The organism is Dermatobacter hominis (assembly GCF_020715685.1).
Classification (GTDB): Bacteria; Actinomycetota; Acidimicrobiia; order Acidimicrobiales; family Microtrichaceae; genus Dermatobacter; species Dermatobacter hominis.
On record NZ_CP085840.1, the window covers coordinates 4,159,540 to 4,179,534 of the forward strand.

Here is a 19,995-nt window from a genome sequence, read left to right on the forward strand (position 1 = left end):
CCGGCGGGCTGGTCCTTGCCTCAGCCGGCGGGCTGGGCCTCTGACTCGTCGATCGCCTGCAGCAGGGTGTTCCAGCTCAGCGTGGCGCACTTGATCCGGACCGGGAACTTCACGACGCCGCGCAGCGCCTCGAGGTCGCCGAGGCGCAGCTCGCCCGGATCCGCGTCCTCGGCCGATGCCGGCTCGCCGCCGTCGAGCTCGCCCTCGTGGATCGACATCATCGACTTGAACGCCCGGGTGAGGTCCTTGACCTCGCCCACGGTCTTGCCCGAGATCGCCGCGGACATCATCGACGCCGACGACTGGGAGATCGAGCAGCCCTGGCCGCCGATGCGCACGTCGGTGACCACGGCGTCGTCGCCCTTCGACGGGTCGTCGAGCTGCAGGTAGACGACGATCTCGTCGCCGCACAGCGGGTTGAAGCCCTCGACGCGCGACGCGGGCGGGCTGGGCAGCTCGCCGCGGTTCCGCGGGTTGCGGTAGTGGTCGAGGATGATCTCGCGGTAGAGGTCTTCGAGACCGGACATTCGTCAACCGTTCCCTTCGCCCCGGCGGGTCGGCGTCGGAGCTGTGTCAAGTGTGCGTGGCCCCGTGAGGACGGGAGCGCTCGTTCAGAAAGCGAAGAAGTCGCCGGCGTCGTCGAGCGCGTCGCCCAGCGCGTCGATGTCGGCCTCGTCGTTGTACACGTACCACGATGCTCGCGCGGTGGCGCCGACGCCGAGAACTCTCATGAGCGGCTTCGCGCAGTGGTGACCGGGCCGCACGCACACGCCGTGCTGGTCGAGCACCTGCGACAGGTCGTGCGGGTGGATGCCGTTGAAGGCGAAGCTCATCACGCCGCCGCGGGCGCTCGGCTCGTGCGGCCCGTAGATCGTGAGGTCGGCGCCGAAGCGGTCGGTGAGGCTCCGCATGGCGTACGCCGTGAGCGAGATCTCGTGGGCGCGGACCCGCTCCATGCCGAGGCCGTCGAGGTAGTCGATCGCCGCGCCCAGGCCGACGATCTCGGCGATCGGCGGCGTGCCGGCCTCGAACTTGTGCGGCACCTCGGCCGGGACGAAGCCGTCCATCGTGACGTCGAGGATCATGCCGCCGCCGCCCAGGAAGGGGGGCATGGACTCGAGCAGCTCGGCCCGCGCCCAGAGGACGCCGACGCCCGTGGGGCCGAGCATCTTGTGGCCCGAGAAGGCCAGGAAGTCGGCGCCGAGCTCGACGACGTCCGTGGCGAGGTGCGGCACGTACTGGCAGGCGTCGATGCACGCGAGCGCGCCGGCCGCGTGGGCGGCGTCGGTGAGGCGGCGCACCGGCGTGATCGTGCCGACCACGTTCGACATGGCCGACAGCGCGAGCAGCTTGGCGCCGTCGAGCAGCCGATCCAGGTCGGTGAGGTCGAGCTGGCCGTCGTCGGTCAGCGGGATCCAACGCAGCTCGACGCTCCGCTCGGCCGCGAGCTGCTGCCACGGCACGATGTTGGCGTGGTGCTCGAGCTGGGTGAGGACCACGGCGTCGCCGGGGCCGAGGTTCGCGCCGCCCCAGGCCCGGGCGACGAGGTTGATCGACTCGGTGGCGTTCTTGGTGAACACGATCTCGTCGGCCGAGGGCGCCCCGATGAACCGGGCGACCTTCGCCCTCGCCCCCTCCATCGCGTTCGTCGCCGCCTCGGCGAGCGTGTACGCGGCGCGGTGGACGTTGGCGTGGCTCGTCTCGTAGTACCGGTCCATCGCCTCGAGGACCGGCGTGGGCTTCTGCGACGAGGCGGCCGAGTCGAGGAACACGAGGCGCTGGCCGTGGACGGTCGTCGACAGGATCGGGAAGTCGGCCTTCACCGCAGCGACGTCGAGCTCGTCGTGCTCGTCGACGGCGGCGACCTGCTCGTCGGTGGGGACGTCGGCGGCGGTGCTCATCACACGGACTCCCGTTCGCGGTAGGCGTCGAACCCCTCACGCTCGAGCTGGTGCGCGAGCTCCGGTCCGCCGGAGGTGACGATGCGGCCGTCGACGAGGATGTGCACCACGTCGGGGGTGAGGTGGTCGAGCAGCCGCTGGTAGTGCGTGATCACGAGCACGCCGAGCTCGGGCCGGTCGGCGCGCACCTCGTTGACGCCGTTGGCGACCACCCGCAGGGCGTCGATGTCGAGTCCGGAGTCCGTCTCGTCGAGGATGGCGACCTCGGGCTCGAGGATGGCCATCTGCAGGATCTCGTTGCGCTTCTTCTCGCCGCCCGAGAAGCCCTCGTTGAGGAAGCGGTCGGCGAAGCTCGGGTCCATGTCGAGCCGCTCCATCCACTCCATGATCGCGAGCCGGATCTCGAGCACGGACAGGTCGATGCCCTTGCGCTCCGACAGGGCCTGGCGGAGGAACTGCCGCACCGACACGCCCGGGATCTCCTGCGGGTACTGGAAGGCGAGGAACATGCCGTTGCGGCCACGGACGTCGGCCGACCAGTCGGTGATGTCGTCGCCCTTGTACCGCACGGTGCCGCCGGTCACGACGTACTCCGGCGAACCCATGAGGGTGCTGGCCAGGGTCGACTTGCCGGAGCCGTTCGGGCCCATCAGCGCGTGCACCTCGCCCGGCCGCACGGCCAGCGAGACGCCCTTCAGGATCTCGGCGGTCGGCTGCTCCCCAGGGGCGGCGCGCAGGCCGTCGATCTCGAACAGGGGCACGGTCGCGCCCCCCTCGGCCGGCGGGGCGGAGGCCGTTCGGTCGTCCGTGTGGGGGGCTTCGGCGTCGGACATGGCCCCGAGTCTATTTCCACTACTCAGATAGTGGAAATAGCCCGGGAGGCGGCCTGCGGCGTGGATCGGGCCGCCTGCGGCGGTCACGGCGAGGCGTCGCGGAGATCCTCCTTCCACGTCCGGAACCGGGCGTGGCGGGCGGTCGGGCCGTCCCCGTCGCCGGTGCCGTCGGGGAAGAGGCGGAAGGTGAAGGCGGTCGAGAGGTCCTCGGCGTCGATCGCGACGTACCGGGCGTCGGCGCCCTTCGCCGGGCCGGCCCGCCACAGCAGCCACCGGCCGATGCGCCGCTTGTACGCGATCGTCGGCGCCCCGATGTCGTCCCCGGCCCGGAGCAGCAGGTCGGGCGCCTCGATCCAGGCCTCGGCCGGGATGTTCCGGTCGCGCAGCGGGGTCGGTGGGAGATCCGCCGTGTGCACCGGGGTCGGGTCGATCGGGCGGTCGTCGGCGGGCAGGGCCACCCGGGCAGTCTGCCGCGCCCGGGCGACGGTCCGCCCTGGGCCGGCGCCGGGGAGCCGAGGAGGGGCCGGCGCCGGGGAGCCCAGGAGGGGGGCCGGCGCCGGTGAGCCCAGGAGGGGGGCCGGCGCCGGTGAGCCCAGGAGGGGGGCCGGCGCCGGTGAGCCGAGGAGGGGGGCGGGGCCTGCCACCATGGACCGCCACATGCCCGTGACGTTCCTGGCCCACCAGGCCCCCGTCCTGCCCCTGAAGCGGTGGAAGCCGTCGCTCGACGGCGTGGCGCTCGTGGCGGGCAGCGCGGTGCCCGACCTGGCCCGGATGACGGAGCACTCCGCCCTGCCGATGATCGACGGGCGGCCGACGTGGTTCGACGGGCACAAGCCCGACCAGATCGTGTCGTGGTGCCTCGTCGTGGGGCTCCTGCTCACCTGGTCGGCCCGACGGTGGGTGCTGCCGCGCCTGGCCGGCCACCTGCCCGACCTCGGGCGGTTCCACCTGCGCGACATCCGGCTGGTCGGCCGCGACCGGCACCCGTGGTGGATGGTCGTCCTCTGCGTGCTCGTCGGCGCGATCACCCACGTGCTGCTCGACCTGCTCACGCACACCGACCGCTCGGTGTCGCTGCCGGGCTTCGACCAGCACCTGTTCGACACCGCCGGGCACTCGATCAGCGTCGCCAACCTGCTGCAGGTCGTCGCGACGATCGGCCTCTCGATCGTCACCGTCTGGCAGATGTGGGAGATCGGGCGGGACCGCTCGCTCTGCCGGTGGAGCGGGACCGACCCCACCCCGGCGCCGGACCCCCCGCAGCACCGGGCGGTGTGCACGGCGGTCGTCGTCGCCGCCGTGGTGACCGGGCTCGTCGGCGCGACCCAGGTCTCCCGCGGCCTGAACGTCGCCGTGATGACGTGGGTCGGGCTCGGCTGGCTGGCCCTCTGCGCGATCGCCGCCTTCGTCCCCCGCCCGGCCGACACGCTCGAGCCGGTCGCCGCCGTGCACTCGACCTGATCCGGCGGCCGGCGGCCCACGACCTCACCGCCTCGTCCCTCACCAGCCTCGGTCGACCAACGTCCTCCGACCCCGCCCGGCCGGCGAGGGAGCGGACGACCTCACCGGCTCGTCCTCACCGGCTCGTCCTCACCAGCCTCGGTCGACCCACTCCTGGAGGTGGGGGGACTCGGTGCCGATGGTCGTGTCGTCGCCGTGGCCCGGCAGGACGAGGGTGTCGGGGGCGAGCGCGGCGAACAGGCGGTCCTCGATCGAGCGGATGATGGTCGGGAAGTCGCCGCCCTCGAACTTCGTGGCGCCCGGGCCGCCGGGGAAGAGGGTGTCGCCGCTGAACAGGATCGGCTTGCCCTCGACCCGGAAGCAGATCGATCCCGGGGTGTGCCCCGGCGTGTGGATGGTGCGCAGGCGCAGGTCGCCGACCTCGATGACCTCGTCGTCGCCGATCACCTCGTCGTAGCTCGGCAGCATGCCGGCGTCCTCGCCCGAGACGCCCACCGAGTAGCCGGCGTCGCGCAGCTCGGGCACGGCCTGGATGTGGTCCCAGTGGCCGTGGGTCTCGATGACCCGGCGGACGTCGAGCGCTCGGGCCAGGTCGAGCAGCCGCTCGTGCTCGTTGGCGGCGTCGATGAGCACGGCGTCGCCGGTGTGGCGGCACCGCAGCACGAACACGTTGTTGTCCATCGGCCCGACCACGACCTTGTGGACCTCGAGGTCGGTGTCGGCGTGGTGCAGCGTCCCGGACGTGTCGCTCATGGGACGAGTCTCGCGCCCCGCACCGGGATCGGGAGCCTCGCCCGAGCGGCCGGGATCGGGAGCCTCGCCCGAGCGGCGGGGGAGCGGGGGCCTCGCCTGGGCGGCGGGGAGCGGGGGGCCTCGCCCGAGCGGCGGGGAGCGGGGGGCCTCGCGCCTCAGTCCCCGCCGACGACCTCGAACCCCAGGGCCAGCGCGACGGGGATCTGCGTCGCGTCGAAGGTCACGTAGGTGACCGGACCGGGCAGGCGGTCGGCGGCGGCGAGGTGGATGGCGTCGACGGTCCGCAGCGGCTGTGTCCGGCCGAGCTCGGCGGCCCGATCCAGGCACAGCTGGTCGACGGGCACGACGTTGATGCGCTCCCAGTCGTCTCGCAGGGCGCGACGCAGGTCGTCGGTGCGGCCGGGGTCGTCGCCGAGGCGGTCGACGAGCATCAGCGCCTCCGACAGGGCGAGCGCGCTGGCGCACCAGTCGGGGTCGCGGTCCATGGCGGCCATGACCAGCGGGCGGGTCGGTCCGTCGAGGTAGCGCGACAGGAGGCCGGTCGTGTCGAGGGCGATCGTCACGGGCGGTGCCCCCTCACCGGTCCCGCGCTCACCAGTCCCGCCTCACCGGCCCCGGACCTCGCGCACCAGCTGGTCGATCCGGGTCCCGGCCCACAGCGGCAGCACGGTGGCCGGGTCGGGGCGGTCCTGGCGTCGGGCGAGGACGATCTGGCCGCGGGCCGCGAGGTCCTCGAGCGTCGGCTCGTCGGGGTCGGCCTCGATGGGCCCCAGCTGGGCCACCGGGCGCCCGGCGACGGTGATCACGACGCGGTGGCCGTCGCCGGCCCGCCGGACCTGGGCGGCGACGTCCGCCCGCAGGTCGCGGATGCCGATTCGCTCCATGGGCGAACGTTAGGCCGGGCGGCCGCCGGGGCTGCGCACGCCCGTCACGGCCGGTCCGCCGTGCCCGTCGACGGGCCCGAGGACTTCTCAGGTGCCGTCGCTATACTCGCGTGTTCCACCGCCGCCGCGCGATGACGACGCGGCGAACACCAGGAAGACTTCGTCTGGACCCGCCGGAACGCCGGCGTCCGACGACGAGACCGACGGAAGCGAGCTCGTGGCCGAGACATCAAGGACGTCGGGGGCGAAGGGCTCCGCGTCCAGCACCGACCGTGGCGGCAACGGCGTCGCGGCACCCGATCCCGCCCCGGCGCCCAGCGGCCAGCAGGCGCCGGTCGGGCTCCTCAGCGCCATGTGGCACTACCGGGGGATGTGCATCGTCATCGTGGTCGTGTGCACCGCGCTCAGCGCCGTGCTCGGCCTCGTGCTCACGCCGGAGCCGTCGGCCACCGCGACGATCGCCCTCAAGACGCCGGGCGAGGACAACGTGCTGTCGCCCGGGCTGACCGGCGACGCGTCGCTCGCCCGCTACACCGCCCAGCGCGCCCGCTTCGTCACCAGCGACGCCGTCCTCGGCAACGTGGCGGCGGCGATGGACACCGACGACCTCAACGACCTGCGCAGCCAGCTCGAGGTCACGCCGTCGACGGACTCGAACATCATCACGATCAGCGCCTCGGGCAGCTCCGGCGACGACGCCGTCGAGCTCGCGACGGAGGTCACCCGGGCCTACGCCGAGGAGACCCAGAAGCAGGTCAACGCCCTGACCGACGCGGCGCTCAAGTCGATCGACGAGAGCGCGGCGTCGGTGCGGGCCACGATCACGAGCAACAACACCGCGGTCAACGACGCCGCCGCCTCGACGCTCGGCCAGCTCCAGCAGCGCCAGGCCGCCGTGCGCACCAGCAGCGCCGTGCTGGGCGACGGCGTGGAGTTCGTGGTCAACCCCGACGACTCCTCGGTGGCCGGCAGCAAGCTCCCGGTCAAGGAGATCGGCCTGGGCTTCATCCTCGGGCTCGTCATCGCCGGCACGGCCGCCTATCTGCGGGCCGACAGCGAGGCTGCAGCCGAGCGCGCGGCCTGATCACGGCATGCGGATCGCCCTCGTCGGGACCCGTGGCGTCCCGGCCCGCTACGGAGGCTTCGAGACCTGCGTGGAGGAGGTCGGGCGCCGCCTGGCCGACGCCGGCCACACCGTCGTCGTCTACTGCCGGCGGGCCGAGGGCGAGACCGGGCCGTCGCCCGACGAGTACCTCGGGATGCAGCTCGTCACGCTGCCGGCCGCCCGCAAGCGGGCGGCCGAGACGCTGACCCACACCGCCGCATCGGTCGCCCACCTCGTGCGCCACCCCGTGGACGCGGTCGTCCTGTTCAACGCGGCGAACGCGCCGCTCCTGCCGGCGATCCGGGCCCGCCGGCTGCCGGTCGCCACCCACGTCGACGGCCTCGAGTGGAAGCGGGCCAAGTGGGGCCCGACCGGCAAGCGCTACTACCGGGCCGCCGAGGCTCTCGCCGTGCGCTGGTCCGACGCGCTGATCGCCGACGCCGTCGGCATCCAGGAGTACTACGAGGAGGAGTTCGGGGCGCCGACGGAGCTGATCGCCTACGGCGCGCCGATCGTCGACGCCGACCGGCCGGACCTGCTGGGCGGCGTGGACGACGTCGACCTGACCCCGGGCGGGTACCACCTGGTCGTGGCCCGGTTCGAGCCCGAGAACCACGTCGACGTGATCGTCGAGGGCTACGTCCGCAGCGCGGCCACCAAGCCGCTCGTCGTGGTCGGCTCGGCCCCGTACGCCGACGACTACACCGCACGCGTCGAGGCGCTGGGTGACGAGCGCGTCGCGTTCCTCGGCGGCGTCTGGGACCAGGACCTGCTCGACCAGCTCTACGCCAACTCGCTGACGTACCAGCACGGCCACTCGGTCGGCGGGACCAACCCGTCGCTGCTCCGGGCGATCGGCGCCGGCGCCGCCACCGACGCGTTCGACGTGTCGTTCAACCGCGAGGTGCTCGGGCCGTCGGGCCGCTTCTGGTCGACGCCCTCGGACCTCGCCGCCCTCTTCGAGTCGGCGGAGTCCGACCCCGACGCCGCGTCCGCACGCGGCGCGCTGGCCCGCCGACGGGCCGCCGCGTACGACTGGGACGCCGTCGCCGCCGCCTACGAGGCGCTCTGCGAGCGGCTCGCGGCCCGCGACTTCCCCCGCCGGCGGCCGTCGGGGCGGCGACGCCCCGCGACCGGCGGGCACGACGATCGACGGGCCGTCTCCGGAGGGAGCGCACCGTGACCACGCCGTCAGGATCCACCCGCATCGGCCCCGCCGCCGACGAGTCGTACACCGACACCGTCCGGCGGCTGGCCGCGGCCCAGAAGAGCGGCAAGGGCGCCCCGGCGTACTCCCGGTTCGTGAACCGCAAGCTCGGCCGGCTGTTCGCGGCCGCCGGGTTCCACCTCGGCCTCACGCCCAACGGGATCACCGCCGTCAGCGCCGCGTTCTCGTTCGCCGGGATCATCCTGCTGGCGACGGTCGAGCCGTCGTGGTGGCTGGGCGTCCTGATCACGGTGCTGCTCGTGCTGGGCTACGCCCTCGACGCCGCGGACGGGCAGCTGGCCCGGCTACGCGGGGGTGGCTCGGTCACGGGGGAGTGGCTCGACCACATGGTCGACTGCCTCAAGATCTCCACCCTGCACATGTGCGTGCTGATCAGCTTCTACCGGTTCTGGGACATCGACGAGCGCTGGCTCCTGGTGCCGATCGGCTACGCCATCGTCGCCGCGGTGTCGTTCTTCGCCCAGATCCTCAACGAGCAGCTCGTGCGCAACGCCGGCCTGAAGCGGGGGACGGCACCGTCGGCCACCTCGACGCCCGACGAGCGGCCGTCGGTCGTCGTGTCGCTCCTGAAGATCCCCACCGACTACGGCCTGCTGTGCCTCATCTTCGTGCTGCTCGGCGCGGCGGATCTGTTCCTCGCCGCCTATACCCTCATGTTCATCGGGAGCGCCGCCTACCTCTTGGCGGCGACGGTCAAGTGGTTCGGTCAGATGCGGGACCTGGACCGAGGAGGGTCATGACGTCTCGTCGACATCGCAGCGCGAGCATGCTCGCCGTCCTGGGCGCCGCCGCGGTCGCGGTCGTGCTCGTCCTCGCAGGGTGCTCGTCCGACGACGACGGCGGGGACGCCGCCGGCGACGGTTCCACCACCACCACGACCGTGGCCGGGGGCACGCAGGGCCCGTCCACGACGGGCGCGCCCGCCACGGCCCCGGTGACCGAGCCGGTCGCCGACGCGGTCAAGGGCGCCGTGCCCCTCGGGACCGCGGCCGACCTCGGTGGGGGCGTCTTCGTCACGCTCACGGCCGCCGACGACGTCGACGCCGAGGCCAAGCTCCCCGGCGAGACCGCCGGGCCGGCAGTGGCGGCCACCCTCGAGGTCCGCAACGACTCGACGACGCCCTTCGACCTCTCGACGGTGGCGGTGACCGCCAGCTACGGCGACGGCACGCCCGCGATCGTGAACAAGTCCGAGCCCACGGACGAGCTCACGGGCACCGTCGAGCCGGGCGACACGGCGAAGGGCGTGTACGTGTTCCGGGCCCCCGAGAAGGAGGCCGACACGGTGGTGCTCGAGGTCCAGTCGGGCACCCAGCCGAACGTCCTGCGCTTCAAGGTCGTCTGACCGCCCACCGTGGCGGAGCGGTCTCGACCTCGACCCGAGGTCGAACCGCTGAACCGGCGCTGAACGGGTCGCGGCACCGGGCACTTTGCCACTTGTCGGGACCCCGGCTTTGGCGCATGATCGCCAGCGCAGCACCACGGCGGTGGTGAGGGAGAGGGTCACGTCAGGAGCGCGGTCGAAGCGGTCGACCGCCGACGTCCCTCGGTGGTGTGCTGGGAGTACAGATGGCGATGACGTCGTCGTCCGCGCGTGTGCGGGCGCTTCGGACGTGTGTGGTGGTGCTGGCCGCGGTGCTGGGCACCTCGGTGCTGGCGGCGGCGCCGGCGGGGGCCGACAGCGCCCCGACGGCGAGCGGGACACCGGCGACGGTGACGGCGGACTCCCTCCCCACCGTCCAGATCAACGGCGTGGTGTGGGACCAGGTCGTCGTGGGGAGCACCGTCTACGCCACCGGCAAGTTCACCTCGGCCCGTCCGGCCGGCGCAGCGGCCGGGACGAACGAGACGCCCCGGTCGAACGTCCTCGCCTACAACCTGGCCACCGGCAACCTGATCACGACCTGGGCCCCCTCGCTGAACGCGCAGGGCCGGGCCATCACCGCCTCGGCCGACGGCTCGACGATCTACGTCGGCGGCGACTTCACCTCCGTCAGCGGGACCACGCGCAACCGGGTCGTGGCGCTGAACGCCTCGACCGGCGCGGTGATCACCGGCTTCAACGCCAACGCCAACTCGTGGGTCAACGACCTCGAGGTCTCCGGCTCCACCCTCTTCCTGGGCGGCGCCTTCACCGTCGTGGGCAACCAGGGCCGGTCCCGGCTGGCGTCGGTGAGCGCCACGACCGGCGCGGTCACCACCTGGGCCCCGACCGCGGACGCCGAGGTCCGCACGCTCACCGTCCCCGCCGGCAGCGGCAAGGTCGTCGTCGGCGGCCACTTCGCCACCCTGAACGGCGCCGCAAACCGGGGCATGGGCGCGATCAACGCGTCGACCGGCGCCACGATGTCGTGGCCGGTCAACACGATCCTGACCAACTCCGGGCCCGACTCGGCGATCTGGAGCCTCAAGTCGAACGGCACGCAGGTGTTCGGCAGCGGCTACTCGTACTCGAGCGCCGGCAACTTCGAGGCCGCGTTCGCGTCCGACACGAACGGCAACCTCCAGTGGGTCAACGGCTGTCGCGGCGACAACTACGACAACGTCGCCGTCGGCTCGGTGCTCTACACGGTCAGCCACGCGCACGACTGCTCGTCGATCGGCGGCCACCCGCAGGAGACCCCGGACTGGACCTACCAGCGGGCCCAGGCCATGACCACCTACGCGGACCCGACCGGTCGCGTGAACACGTCGCGCTGGTTTACGGGCCGGCCCGTCTCGCAGCTGCTGCACTGGCTCCCGACCGTGGCGGTCGGGACCTACACCGGGCAGGGCCAGGGCGCCTGGACGATCGAGGGCAACAGCCAGTACGTCGTCATGGGCGGCGAGTTCCCCCGGGTCAACGGCACCAACCAGCAGGGCCTGACCCGCTTCGCGGTGAGCTCGATCGCGCCCGACACCCAGGGCCCGCAGGGCTACACCGAGCTGACCCCGAAGCTCGTGGGCACCGGCCCCGGCACCGTCCGCGTCTCGTGGACGACCGCGTGGGACCGCGACAACGAGCGGCTGACCTACGAGGTGCTGCGCGGCACCACCGTCATCGCGACGATGCAGGCGGACAGCAACTGGTGGACCCGTCCCGAGATGGCCTACACCGACCGCGCCGCGGCGCCGGGCTCCTCCCAGACCTACCGGGTCCGGGTCCGGGACCCGTTCGGCAACGTCATCCCGTCGGCCACCGCGACGACCACCGTCCCGTCGGGCACGGCGACGTTCGGCGCCTACGCCGCGACCGTCGCGTCGGACGGGGCGAACCGCCACTGGCGGCTCGGTGAGAGCTCCGGGACCGTCGGCTGGGACGCCGCGACCGGCAACGACCTGACGCTGTCGGGCACCACCCGCAACGTCGCGGGGGCGGTCAGCGGCGACGCCAACACGGCGACGACCTTCAACGGCTCGGCCACGGTGCCCGGCACCACGGCCACCCGCATCTCGGCGCCGCAGGTGTTCAGCGTCGAGGCGTGGTTCCGCACGACCACGACCCGCGGCGGCAAGATCATCGGCTTCGGCAGCTCGAACACGGGCAACAGCACGACCAACGACCGCAGCGTCTACATGGACAACAGCGGCCGGATCCGGTTCGGCGCCACCAACGCGACCGTCCTGCAGAGCGGCACCGGGTACAACAACGGCCAGTGGCACCACGTCGTGGCGTCGATGGGCCCGTCGGGCATCCGGCTCGTCGTCGACGGCGCGCAGGTCGGGGCCAACACCGGGATCCGCTCCGCCGGCGCCTACTGGGGCTACTGGCGGGTCGGTGGCGACCAGCTGAACAGCTGGCCGTCGCGCCCGACGAGCAACGCCTTCGCCGGCACGCTCGACGAGGTCGCGGTGTACCCGACCGAGCTGTCCGTGGCCCAGGCCGCGAACCACTACAACGTGGCCCGCGGCGCCGTCGGCAACGTGGCGCCGACGGCGTCGTTCACCACCGGCGTGAGCAACCTCACCGCCTCGGTGAACGGCACGGGCTCCTCCGACCCCGACGGCTCGATCACCTCGTACGCCTGGAACTGGGGCGACGGCGCGACCACGTCGGGCGCGACCTCGAGCCACGCCTACGCCGCGGCCGGGACCTACACGGTGACGCTGACGGTGACCGACGACGACGGGGCCTCGGCCTCGACGACCCGGTCGGTCACGGTGTCGGCGCCGGTGCCGACGAACCAGCCGCCGACGGCGAGCTTCACGACGTCGACCAGCAACCTCACGGTGAACGTGGACGGCTCGGCGTCGTCGGACGCCGACGGCTCGGTCGTGTCGTACGCCTGGAACTTCGGCAACGGCACGACGGGCACCGGGGCGACGGCCAGCCGCACCTACGCCGCGGCGGGCACCTACACGATCACGCTGACGGTGACCGACGACGACGGGGCGACCGCCTCGACGACGCGCACGGTCACCGTGGGCGCGGCGCCGGTCCTGTACGCCACCGACGCGTTCGGTCGGACGGTCGCCTCCGGGTTCGGCACGGCGGACGCGGGCGGCGCGTGGACCGTGTCGGGGACCGCCTCGAACTACACGGTGTCGGGCGGCGCCGGCCGCATGCTGATGAGCGCCGGCGCGACGCGCCTCGCCACGCTCGAGTCGGTCCGCCAGGCCAACACCGAGGTGTCGGCGAAGCTGTCGCTCGACAAGGCGGCCACCGGCGGCGGCACCTACCTCGCGGTGATCGGCCGACGGGTCGACGCCAGCAACGACTACCGGATGAAGCTGCGGGTCCAGGCCGGCGGCGCGGTGACGGCCCAGATCGTCCGGGTCGTCGGCGGCACCGAGACGGCGGTCCAGACGGTCACCACCGTGCCCGGACTGACCGTCGGCGCCGGCGACGTGCTGCGGGTCCGCTTCCAGGCGACCGGCACGGGCACGACCGCCCTGGCCGCGAAGGTCTGGCTCGACGGCAGCGCCGAGCCCTCGGCGTGGCAGCTGCAGACGACCGACACGACGGCGGCGCTGCAGGCAGCCGGCTCGGTCGGCGTGTGGGCGTACCTGTCGGGCTCGTCGACGAACGCCCCGGTCACGCTCTCGGTCGACGATCTGGTGGCCGGCCCGGTGGCCTGAACGAGAGGCAGCCCGGTGGCCTGAACGAGAGGCAGCCCGGTGGCCTGAACGAGAGGCAGCCCTGTGGCCTGAGCGGGAGGGAGCGCAGCCTGAGCCGGTCGAGGACGGCGACCGGGTCGGTGGTGGGTCGGACGGCCCACCACCGATCCGGTCGCGAGGGCCGGATCAGGTCGTCCCACGCCTGGACGATCGGACGATCGGGGCCTGGCACCACGGGGATCTGAAGGGACCCTGACGGATTTCACAAGCGATCCCCGTAGATTGTCGATCGAGCGTGGTCCCCCCGCCACGGCCAGTGGCTGGGGGCCTTTTGCCCACTTCTCGGCGTCACACACGAGAAGTACGTTCAACGAGGCGACACCGCACCCCGGCGGTGTCCGAGAGAGGGAAGGTCACCCCCAGGCCCGGACGACCTCCGGCTCGTACCCCGAGCCGCGTCCGACGCCAGCCGACCTTGCTGGGAGAGAGCGAGAGATGTCAGGTACGTCCGAGTCGCCCCACGGCACCTGGATGCGGCGCATCGCCGCGATGGTCGCCGCGCTCATGGTCACGTCGGTCTTCGCCGTGGCCGCCGGAACCGGCGTCGCCGGCGCCGACACCGCCCCGATCGACCCGGCCGAGCCCGAGACCGTCGCCGCGGACCTGCTGCCCACGGTGCAGATCAACGGCGTCGTGTGGGATACGGTCGTCGTCGGCAACACCGTCTACGCGACCGGCTCGTTCACGTCCGCGCGCCCGGCCGGCTCCGCCGCCGGCACCAACGAGACGCCCCGCGGCAACGTCCTCGCCTTCAACCTGACGACCGGTGCGCTCATCACCACGTGGTCGCCGTCGCTGAACGCGCAGGGCCGCACGATCGCCGCCTCGGCCGACGGCACGACGATCTTCGTCGGCGGTGACTTCACGCAGGTGAACGGCACCACCACCCGCAACCGGCTGGCCGCGTTCGACGCGACCACCGGTGCGCTGCGGTCGTTCAACCCGAACGTCAACGCCAACGTGAACGACCTCGCCGTGTCGGGCAACACGCTCTACCTCGCCGGCGCGTTCACCGTGGTCAGCAACCAGCTCCGCTCCCGACTCGCGGCCGTCAACGCCAGCACCGGGGCGCTGCTGCAGTGGGCGCCGAGCGTCGAGCTCGAGGCGCACGCGATCGTGGCCCCGAACGGCCCCGTCGTCGTCGGCGGCAAGTTCCAGACGCTCAACGACACCCCGGTCGAGGGCCTCGGCGCCGTCGACCCGGTGACCGGCGCCACCGTGCCGTGGGCCGCCAACCAGATCATCGGCAACTACGGCCCCGACGCCTACATCTCCAGCCTCTCCACGAACGGCAACCAGGTCTTCGGCACCGGCGTGACGTACCTCGTCAACGGGCAGCCCACCTCGGTCACCGACGGCAACCTCGAGGCGACGTTCGCCGCCGACGCCGCGACCGGCGCCCTCCAGTGGGCGAGCGGCTGCCTCGGCGACCACTACGACTCGTACGCCCAGGGCAACGTGCTCTACAACGTCAGCCACTCGCACAACTGCTCCTCGGTCGGCGGTCACCCGCAGGAGGACCCCTGGACGTTCCAGCGGGCCCAGGCCGAGACGATCTACCCCGACCCGACCGGCGCCAAGGTCGTCGGCGGCAAGCTCAACGGCCTGCCCCGGGCGCAGCAGCTGCACTGGCTGCCCACGCTGGCGCAGGGCACCTTCACCGGCCAGGCCCAGGCGGCGTGGACCATCGAGGGCAACAGCCAGTACCTGGTGCTCGGCGGTGAGTTCCCCCGCGTGAACGGCACCAACCAGCAGGGCCTCGCCCGCTTCGCCACCAAGACGATCGCCCCCAACAAGGACGCGATCCAGGGCTACCCCGAGCTGACGCCGACGCTGGTCGCCATCTCGCCGGGTTCGCTCCGGGTCTCCTGGCAGGGCGCCTGGGACCGCGACAACGCCCGCCTGACCTACGAGGTCCTGCGCGGCGACACGGTCGCGACCTCGACCGTCCTCAAGACGATCACCTTCGACAAGTCGAACTGGTGGACCCGCCCGAAGATGGCCTTCGTCGACACGACGGCGCCCCCCGGTTCCACCCAGACCTACCGCATCCGGGTCCGCGACCCGTGGAACAACGGCTTCGCGAGCCTGCCTACCACGGGGACCATCCCCGAGGGCACCGCGACCTCGAGCGCCTACCGCAACGCGGTCATGGCCGACTCGCCCACGAAGTACTGGCGGCTGGGTGAGCCCACCGGCACGATCGGCTACGACCAGGTCGGCGCCGACGACCTCACGCTCGCCTCGGCGGCCACCCGCAACGTGGCCGGCGCCCTGATCGGCGACACCGACACGTCGACCACGTTCCCGGGCAGCGGCAGCGTCCCGGGCACGACCACCGGCAGCGCCCAGCAGGCCCCGCAGGACTTCACCGTCGAGGCGTGGTTCAAGACCAACACCACCCGCGGCGGCAAGATCGTCGGCTACGGCAACCGCAGCACCGGTCTCAGCAGCAGCTACGACCGCCACATCTACATGACCAACGGCGGCCAGCTGCGCTTCGGCGTCTACAACGGCTCGACCCGCACGATCGCCACGTCGACGTCGTACAACAACAACCAGTGGCACCACGCCGTCGGCCAGCTGGGTCCGTCCGGCATGAAGTTCTACGTCGACGGCAAGCTGATCGGCACCGATGCGTCGGCCACGTCCGCCGAGGCGATGTCGGGCTACTGGCGGGTCGGCGGTGACGAGCTCAACTCGTGGCCGTCCGCCCCCACGTCGGACGCCTTCGCCGGAACGATCGACGAGGTGGCCGTCTACCAGGGCCAGCTCACGCAGGACCAGATCCGGGCCCACTACCTCACCGGCGGCTACACGCCGACGTGGCCCACGCGACCGACCGACACCTACGGCGGCGTCGTCTGGGACGCCAACCCGGACATCTACCTGCGCCTCAACGAGACGTCGGGCAGCGCGGCCTCGAACCGCATGACCAACGAGCAGGCCGCCACGGCGACCGGCACGGCGTGGCTCGGCGCCGCCTCCCCGGCGGACCCGACCGGCAGCTCGGTCAACTTCAACAGCAGCAACGACCGCGTCGTCGGGACCACGCAGTACAGCAACCCGACCACGTTCTCGCTCGAGACCTGGATCCGCACCACCGACACGAACGGCGGCCGCATCATCGGCTTCGGTGACGGCACGGGCCAGACGAGCTCGAACTACGACCGCCACCTGTACCTGCTGAGCGACGGCCGCCTGCGCTACGGCGTGTGGACCGGCGTCGCCTCGACGATCGACTCGCCGATGGCCGTCAACAACGGCCAGTGGCACCACGTCGTCGTCACCCAGCAGCCGGGTGAGCAGAAGATGTACGTCGACGGTGCGCTCGTCGCCTCGGGCACGGCCTCGGTCCAGCAGAGCTACAACGGCTACTGGCGCCTGGGCACCGACAACATCTGGGACGGCGACCGCAACTACATCGGCCTGATCGACGAGGCCGCGGTCTACTCCACGGTGGTGTCGCCGCAGACGGTGGTGTCGCACTGGACCGCCGCGGGCGGCCAGGCCCCGAACGTCAACCCGACGGCCTCGTTCACGGCCGGCGCGACCGACCTCGTCGCCAGCTTCGACGCCGGCAACTCGCTCGACCCCGACGGGTCGATCGTGAACTACGCCTGGAACTTCGGCGACGGCCAGAGCACCTCGGGTGCCACGGCGACGGCGAACCACACCTACGTCGCCGGCGGCACGTACAACGTGACGCTGACGGTGACCGACAACCGTGGCGGCACCGCCACGACGTCGGCCCAGATCACGGTCCTCGCGGCGAACCAGCTGCCGACCGCGGCCTTCACCACGACGACGAACCACCTGTCGGCCGACTTCGACGCCAGCACGTCGACCGACGCCGACGGCTCGGTGGTCAGCTACTCGTGGGACTTCGGCGACGGCACGACCGGCACCGGGATCGCCCCGTCGCACACCTACGCCGCGGCGGCGACCTACAACGTGACGCTGACCGTCACCGACAACCGGAACGGCACGAACACCGTCACCCACCCGGTGACGGCCACCCTGCCGCCGAACGTCCTCCCCACGGCGACGTTCACCTCGTCGACGACGAACCTGACGGCGAACTTCGACGCCACCGGCTCCACCGATCCCGACGGCACCATCCAGTCCTACGCATGGGACTTCGGTGACGGCCAGCAGGGCTCGGGCGCCACGGCCTCGCACACCTACGCCGCCCCCGGCCCGTACACGGTGAAGCTCACGGTGATCGACGACCGCAGCGGTCAGGCGACCCACACCGAGGGCATCACCGTGCAGGCCCCGCCGAACGTCGCCCCGACGGCGTCGTTCACCTCCGGTCACACGGACCTCACGGCGAACTTCGACGCCACCCTGTCCTCGGACCCCGACGGCACGATCGTGTCCTACAGCTGGGACTTCGGCGACAGCACGGGCAGCGCCAGCGTGGCCCCGAACCACACCTACGCCACCGGCGGCACCTACTCGGTGACGCTGACGGTGACCGACGACGACGGCGCAACGCACTCCGTGACCCACCCGGTCACGGTGACGAACCCGCCGCCGGCGAACATCAGCCCCACGGCGTCGTTCACCTCGAGCACCTCGTTCCTCTCGGCGCAGGTCAACGGCGGCGGCTCGTCCGACCCCGACGGCTCGGTCGTGTCGTACTCGTGGAACTGGGGCGACGGCGCCACCACCACCGGTGCGACCTCGAGCCACACGTATGCGATCGCCGGCACCTACACGGTGACGCTGACGGTCACCGACGACGACGGCGCCACGGGCACCATCACCGGCCAGGTGACGGTGAACGCCCCGCCGGCGAACGTCGCCCCGACGGCCTCGTTCACGGCGAACGCCAACAACCTGACCGCCGCCGTCGACGCCTCGGCGTCCTCGGACACCGACGGCACGATCGTCTCGTACTCGTGGAACTGGGGTGACAGCACGGCCGCCGGCACCGGCGCCGCCGCCACGCACTCCTACGCCACGGGCGGTACCTACACGATCACCCTCACGGTGACCGACGACGACGGCGCCACGGCGACCACCACCCGCCAGGTGACGGTCAACGCCCCGACGGTGTCGAACTACGCCGCCGACACGTTCAGCCGCACCGTCTCGAACGGGCTGGGCTCGGCCGAGCTCGGCGGCGCCTGGACCGGTACCGGGACGGCTGCGGGCTACTCCGTGACCGGCGGCGTCGGCCTCGTGTCGGTCACCGCCGGCGCCAGCCGGACGATCTCCCTCAACTCGGTCGCCGCGACCGACACCGAGGTCAGCACCCGGATCGCCTTCGACAAGGCCCAGACCGGCGGCGGCACCTACGTGGCGGTCCTCGGTCGGCGGGTCAACGCCACCAACGACTACCGCCTCAAGCTGCGGGTCCAGGCCGGCGGCGTCGTCTCGGCGCAGCTGGTCCGGATCGTCAACGGCACCGAGACCGTGATCCAGAACCTCGCGACCGTCCCGGGCCTCACCTGGAACGCCAACGAGTTCCTGAAGGTCCGGTTCCAGGTGACGGGCACCAACCCGACCAACCTCGCCGCCAAGGTGTGGAAGGACGGCACCGCCGAGCCCGGCGCCTGGCAGCTCCAGAGCACCGACACGACGGCGGCCCTGCAGGCCAGCGGCTCGGTCGGCATCTGGGACTACCTGTCCGGCACCTCCACGAACGGCCCGATCGTGATGTCGGTCGACGACTTCGTCGCCGGCCCGGTCGGCGGCGTCACGCCGCCCCCTGCGAACGTCGCCCCGACGGCCTCGTTCACCACTGGCACCAGCAACCTGACGGCGAACGTCGACGGCAGCGGCTCGTCCGACACCGACGGCACGATCGCCTCGTACTCCTGGAACTGGGGTGACAGCACGGCCAACGGCACCGGCGCCACGGCGAACCACGCGTACGCCACCGGCGGCACGTACACGATCACCCTCACGGTGACCGACGACGACGGCGCCACGGCCACCACCACCCGCCAGGTGACGGTGAGCAGCGCCCCGGCGCCCACCAACTTCGCCCAGGACGCGTTCGCCCGCACGGCCTCGAACGGCTGGGGCACCGCGGACGTGGGCGGGGCCTGGAGCGTCACCAGCACGGCGTCGAACTACTCGGTGTCGGGCGGCGTCGGCCGGATCTCGATGGCGGCCGGTGCCAACCGGAACGCGTCGCTGAACTCGGTCTCGCAGTCGGCGGTCGACGTCAAGGCGGACCTCGCCTTCGACAAGGCCCAGACGGGCGGCGGCTCCTACGTCGCCGTCGTCGGCCGGCGGATCGACGCCAGCAACGACTACCGCCTCAAGCTGCGGGTCCAGACCGGCGGCGCCGTCACGGCGCAGCTGGTCAGGGTCGTCAACGGCACCGAGACCGTCATCCAGAGCATCGCCACCGTCCCCGGCCTGACCTGGAACGCCAACGAGGTGCTCAAGGTCCGGTTCCAGGTCAGCGGCACCGGGACCACCAACCTGGCCGCCAAGGTCTGGAAGGACGGCACGGCCGAGCCCGCCGCCTGGCAGCTCAGCAGCGCCGACACGACCGCCGCCCTCCAGGCCGCCGGTGGTGTGGGAATCTGGTCCTACCTCTCCGGCACGGCGACCAACGCGCCGATGACCCTCCTCGTGGACAACTTCACCGCCGGCCCGCTGGGCTGACGGACACGTCCCTCGACACCGAGGTCACGGGCCCGTCGGGTGCGCGAGGCGCACCCGACGGGCCTGCGACGTTCGGGCCCGATCACCAGGGCGACACCCAGGG

The 19,995-nt window shown here is 72.3% G+C and carries 14 protein-coding genes; 7 read left to right on the top strand and 7 right to left on the bottom strand.

Translation table 11 applies throughout. The annotated features are described in order from the left end of the window. Positions 1-20 precede the first annotated feature (20 nt). The 4 genes from sufU to LH044_RS19455 all read right to left on the bottom strand — a co-directional run bounded on the left by sufU (position 21) and on the right by LH044_RS19455 (position 3,192). Positions 21-527: a Fe-S cluster assembly sulfur transfer protein SufU gene (gene sufU / locus LH044_RS19440; protein ID WP_227757296.1), complete on the bottom strand. Its 507-nt coding sequence runs from the start codon at positions 525-527 to the stop codon at positions 21-23. 84 nt (positions 528-611) lie between these two features. Then, complete coding sequence (locus LH044_RS19445) at positions 612-1,901, bottom strand: SufS family cysteine desulfurase (RefSeq protein WP_227757297.1); 1,290 nt, start codon at positions 1,899-1,901, stop codon at positions 612-614. Next, positions 1,901-2,734: a Fe-S cluster assembly ATPase SufC gene (gene sufC / locus LH044_RS19450; RefSeq protein ID WP_227757298.1), complete on the bottom strand. Its 834-nt coding sequence runs from the start codon at positions 2,732-2,734 to the stop codon at positions 1,901-1,903. The genes LH044_RS19445 and sufC overlap by 1 nt, the downstream gene beginning before the upstream one ends. An 83-nt stretch (positions 2,735-2,817) precedes the next feature. Then, positions 2,818-3,192 carry a hypothetical protein gene (locus tag LH044_RS19455; protein ID WP_227757299.1) on the bottom strand — a complete coding sequence of 125 codons (375 nt, stop codon included), beginning with the start codon at positions 3,190-3,192 and terminating at the stop codon, positions 2,818-2,820. A 199-nt stretch (positions 3,193-3,391) separates the two neighbouring features. On the opposite strand from LH044_RS19455, the gene LH044_RS19460 reads away from it, so the two are divergent. After that, a complete protein-coding gene (locus tag LH044_RS19460) occupies positions 3,392-4,195 on the top strand; it encodes a DUF4184 family protein (RefSeq protein ID WP_227757300.1) in 804 nt (267 codons plus the stop codon). Between the two features lie 129 nt (positions 4,196-4,324). Here LH044_RS19460 and LH044_RS19465 read toward each other — a convergent pair whose 3' ends face one another. From LH044_RS19465 to LH044_RS19475, 3 genes are all read right to left on the bottom strand, one after another. Continuing rightward, positions 4,325-4,948, bottom strand: a complete 624-nt coding sequence (locus tag LH044_RS19465; protein WP_227757301.1) for an MBL fold metallo-hydrolase — start codon at positions 4,946-4,948, stop codon at positions 4,325-4,327. Between the two features lie 155 nt (positions 4,949-5,103). Beyond that, complete coding sequence (locus LH044_RS19470; protein WP_227757302.1) at positions 5,104-5,511, bottom strand: type II toxin-antitoxin system VapC family toxin; 408 nt, start codon at positions 5,509-5,511, stop codon at positions 5,104-5,106. 42 nt (positions 5,512-5,553) lie between these two features. Next, positions 5,554-5,832, bottom strand: a complete 279-nt coding sequence (locus LH044_RS19475; RefSeq protein ID WP_227757303.1) for a type II toxin-antitoxin system Phd/YefM family antitoxin — start codon at positions 5,830-5,832, stop codon at positions 5,554-5,556. A gap of 217 nt (positions 5,833-6,049) precedes the next feature. Here LH044_RS19475 and LH044_RS19480 point away from each other — a divergent pair, with 217 nt between their 5' ends. The 6 genes from LH044_RS19480 to LH044_RS19505 all read left to right on the top strand — a co-directional run bounded on the left by LH044_RS19480 (position 6,050) and on the right by LH044_RS19505 (position 19,892). Further along, positions 6,050-6,916, top strand: coding sequence for a Wzz/FepE/Etk N-terminal domain-containing protein (locus tag LH044_RS19480; RefSeq protein ID WP_227757304.1), 867 nt, complete (start codon positions 6,050-6,052; stop codon positions 6,914-6,916). 7 nt (positions 6,917-6,923) lie between these two features. Further along, positions 6,924-8,120, top strand: coding sequence for a DUF1972 domain-containing protein (locus tag LH044_RS19485; RefSeq protein WP_227757305.1), 1,197 nt, complete (start codon positions 6,924-6,926; stop codon positions 8,118-8,120). Next, positions 8,117-8,905 (top strand): CDP-alcohol phosphatidyltransferase family protein, encoded by a 789-nt coding sequence (locus tag LH044_RS19490; RefSeq protein ID WP_227757306.1) that lies wholly within the window; start codon positions 8,117-8,119, stop codon positions 8,903-8,905. The genes LH044_RS19485 and LH044_RS19490 overlap by 4 nt, the downstream gene beginning before the upstream one ends. Next, positions 8,902-9,510 (top strand): hypothetical protein, encoded by a 609-nt coding sequence (locus LH044_RS19495; protein WP_227757307.1) that lies wholly within the window; start codon positions 8,902-8,904, stop codon positions 9,508-9,510. The genes LH044_RS19490 and LH044_RS19495 overlap by 4 nt, the downstream gene beginning before the upstream one ends. Positions 9,511-9,788: 278 nt before the next feature. Beyond that, a complete protein-coding gene (locus tag LH044_RS19500) occupies positions 9,789-13,223 on the top strand; it encodes a PKD domain-containing protein (protein WP_227757308.1) in 3,435 nt (1,144 codons plus the stop codon). Positions 13,224-13,697: 474 nt separating this feature from the next. Continuing rightward, entirely contained in the window at positions 13,698-19,892 is a 6,195-nt protein-coding gene (locus tag LH044_RS19505) for a PKD domain-containing protein (protein WP_227757309.1), read from the top strand. The last annotated feature ends 103 nt before the right edge of the window (positions 19,893-19,995 follow it).

Excerpts from the sequence above, each read along its gene's own strand:
- LH044_RS19465 (WP_227757301.1), bottom strand. The coding sequence starts at position 4,948 with ATGAGCGACACGTCCGGGACGCTGCACCACGCCGACACCGACCTCGAG.
- LH044_RS19475 (WP_227757303.1), bottom strand. The coding sequence starts at position 5,832 with ATGGAGCGAATCGGCATCCGCGACCTGCGGGCGGACGTCGCCGCCCAG.
- sufU (WP_227757296.1), bottom strand. The coding sequence starts at position 527 with ATGTCCGGTCTCGAAGACCTCTACCGCGAGATCATCCTCGACCACTAC.
- LH044_RS19460 (WP_227757300.1), top strand. The coding sequence starts at position 3,392 with ATGCCCGTGACGTTCCTGGCCCACCAGGCCCCCGTCCTGCCCCTGAAG.
- LH044_RS19495 (WP_227757307.1), top strand. The coding sequence starts at position 8,902 with ATGACGTCTCGTCGACATCGCAGCGCGAGCATGCTCGCCGTCCTGGGC.
- LH044_RS19485 (WP_227757305.1), top strand. The coding sequence starts at position 6,924 with ATGCGGATCGCCCTCGTCGGGACCCGTGGCGTCCCGGCCCGCTACGGA.
- LH044_RS19445 (WP_227757297.1), bottom strand. The coding sequence starts at position 1,901 with ATGAGCACCGCCGCCGACGTCCCCACCGACGAGCAGGTCGCCGCCGTC.
- sufC (WP_227757298.1), bottom strand. The coding sequence starts at position 2,734 with ATGTCCGACGCCGAAGCCCCCCACACGGACGACCGAACGGCCTCCGCC.
- LH044_RS19505 (WP_227757309.1), top strand. The coding sequence starts at position 13,698 with ATGTCAGGTACGTCCGAGTCGCCCCACGGCACCTGGATGCGGCGCATC.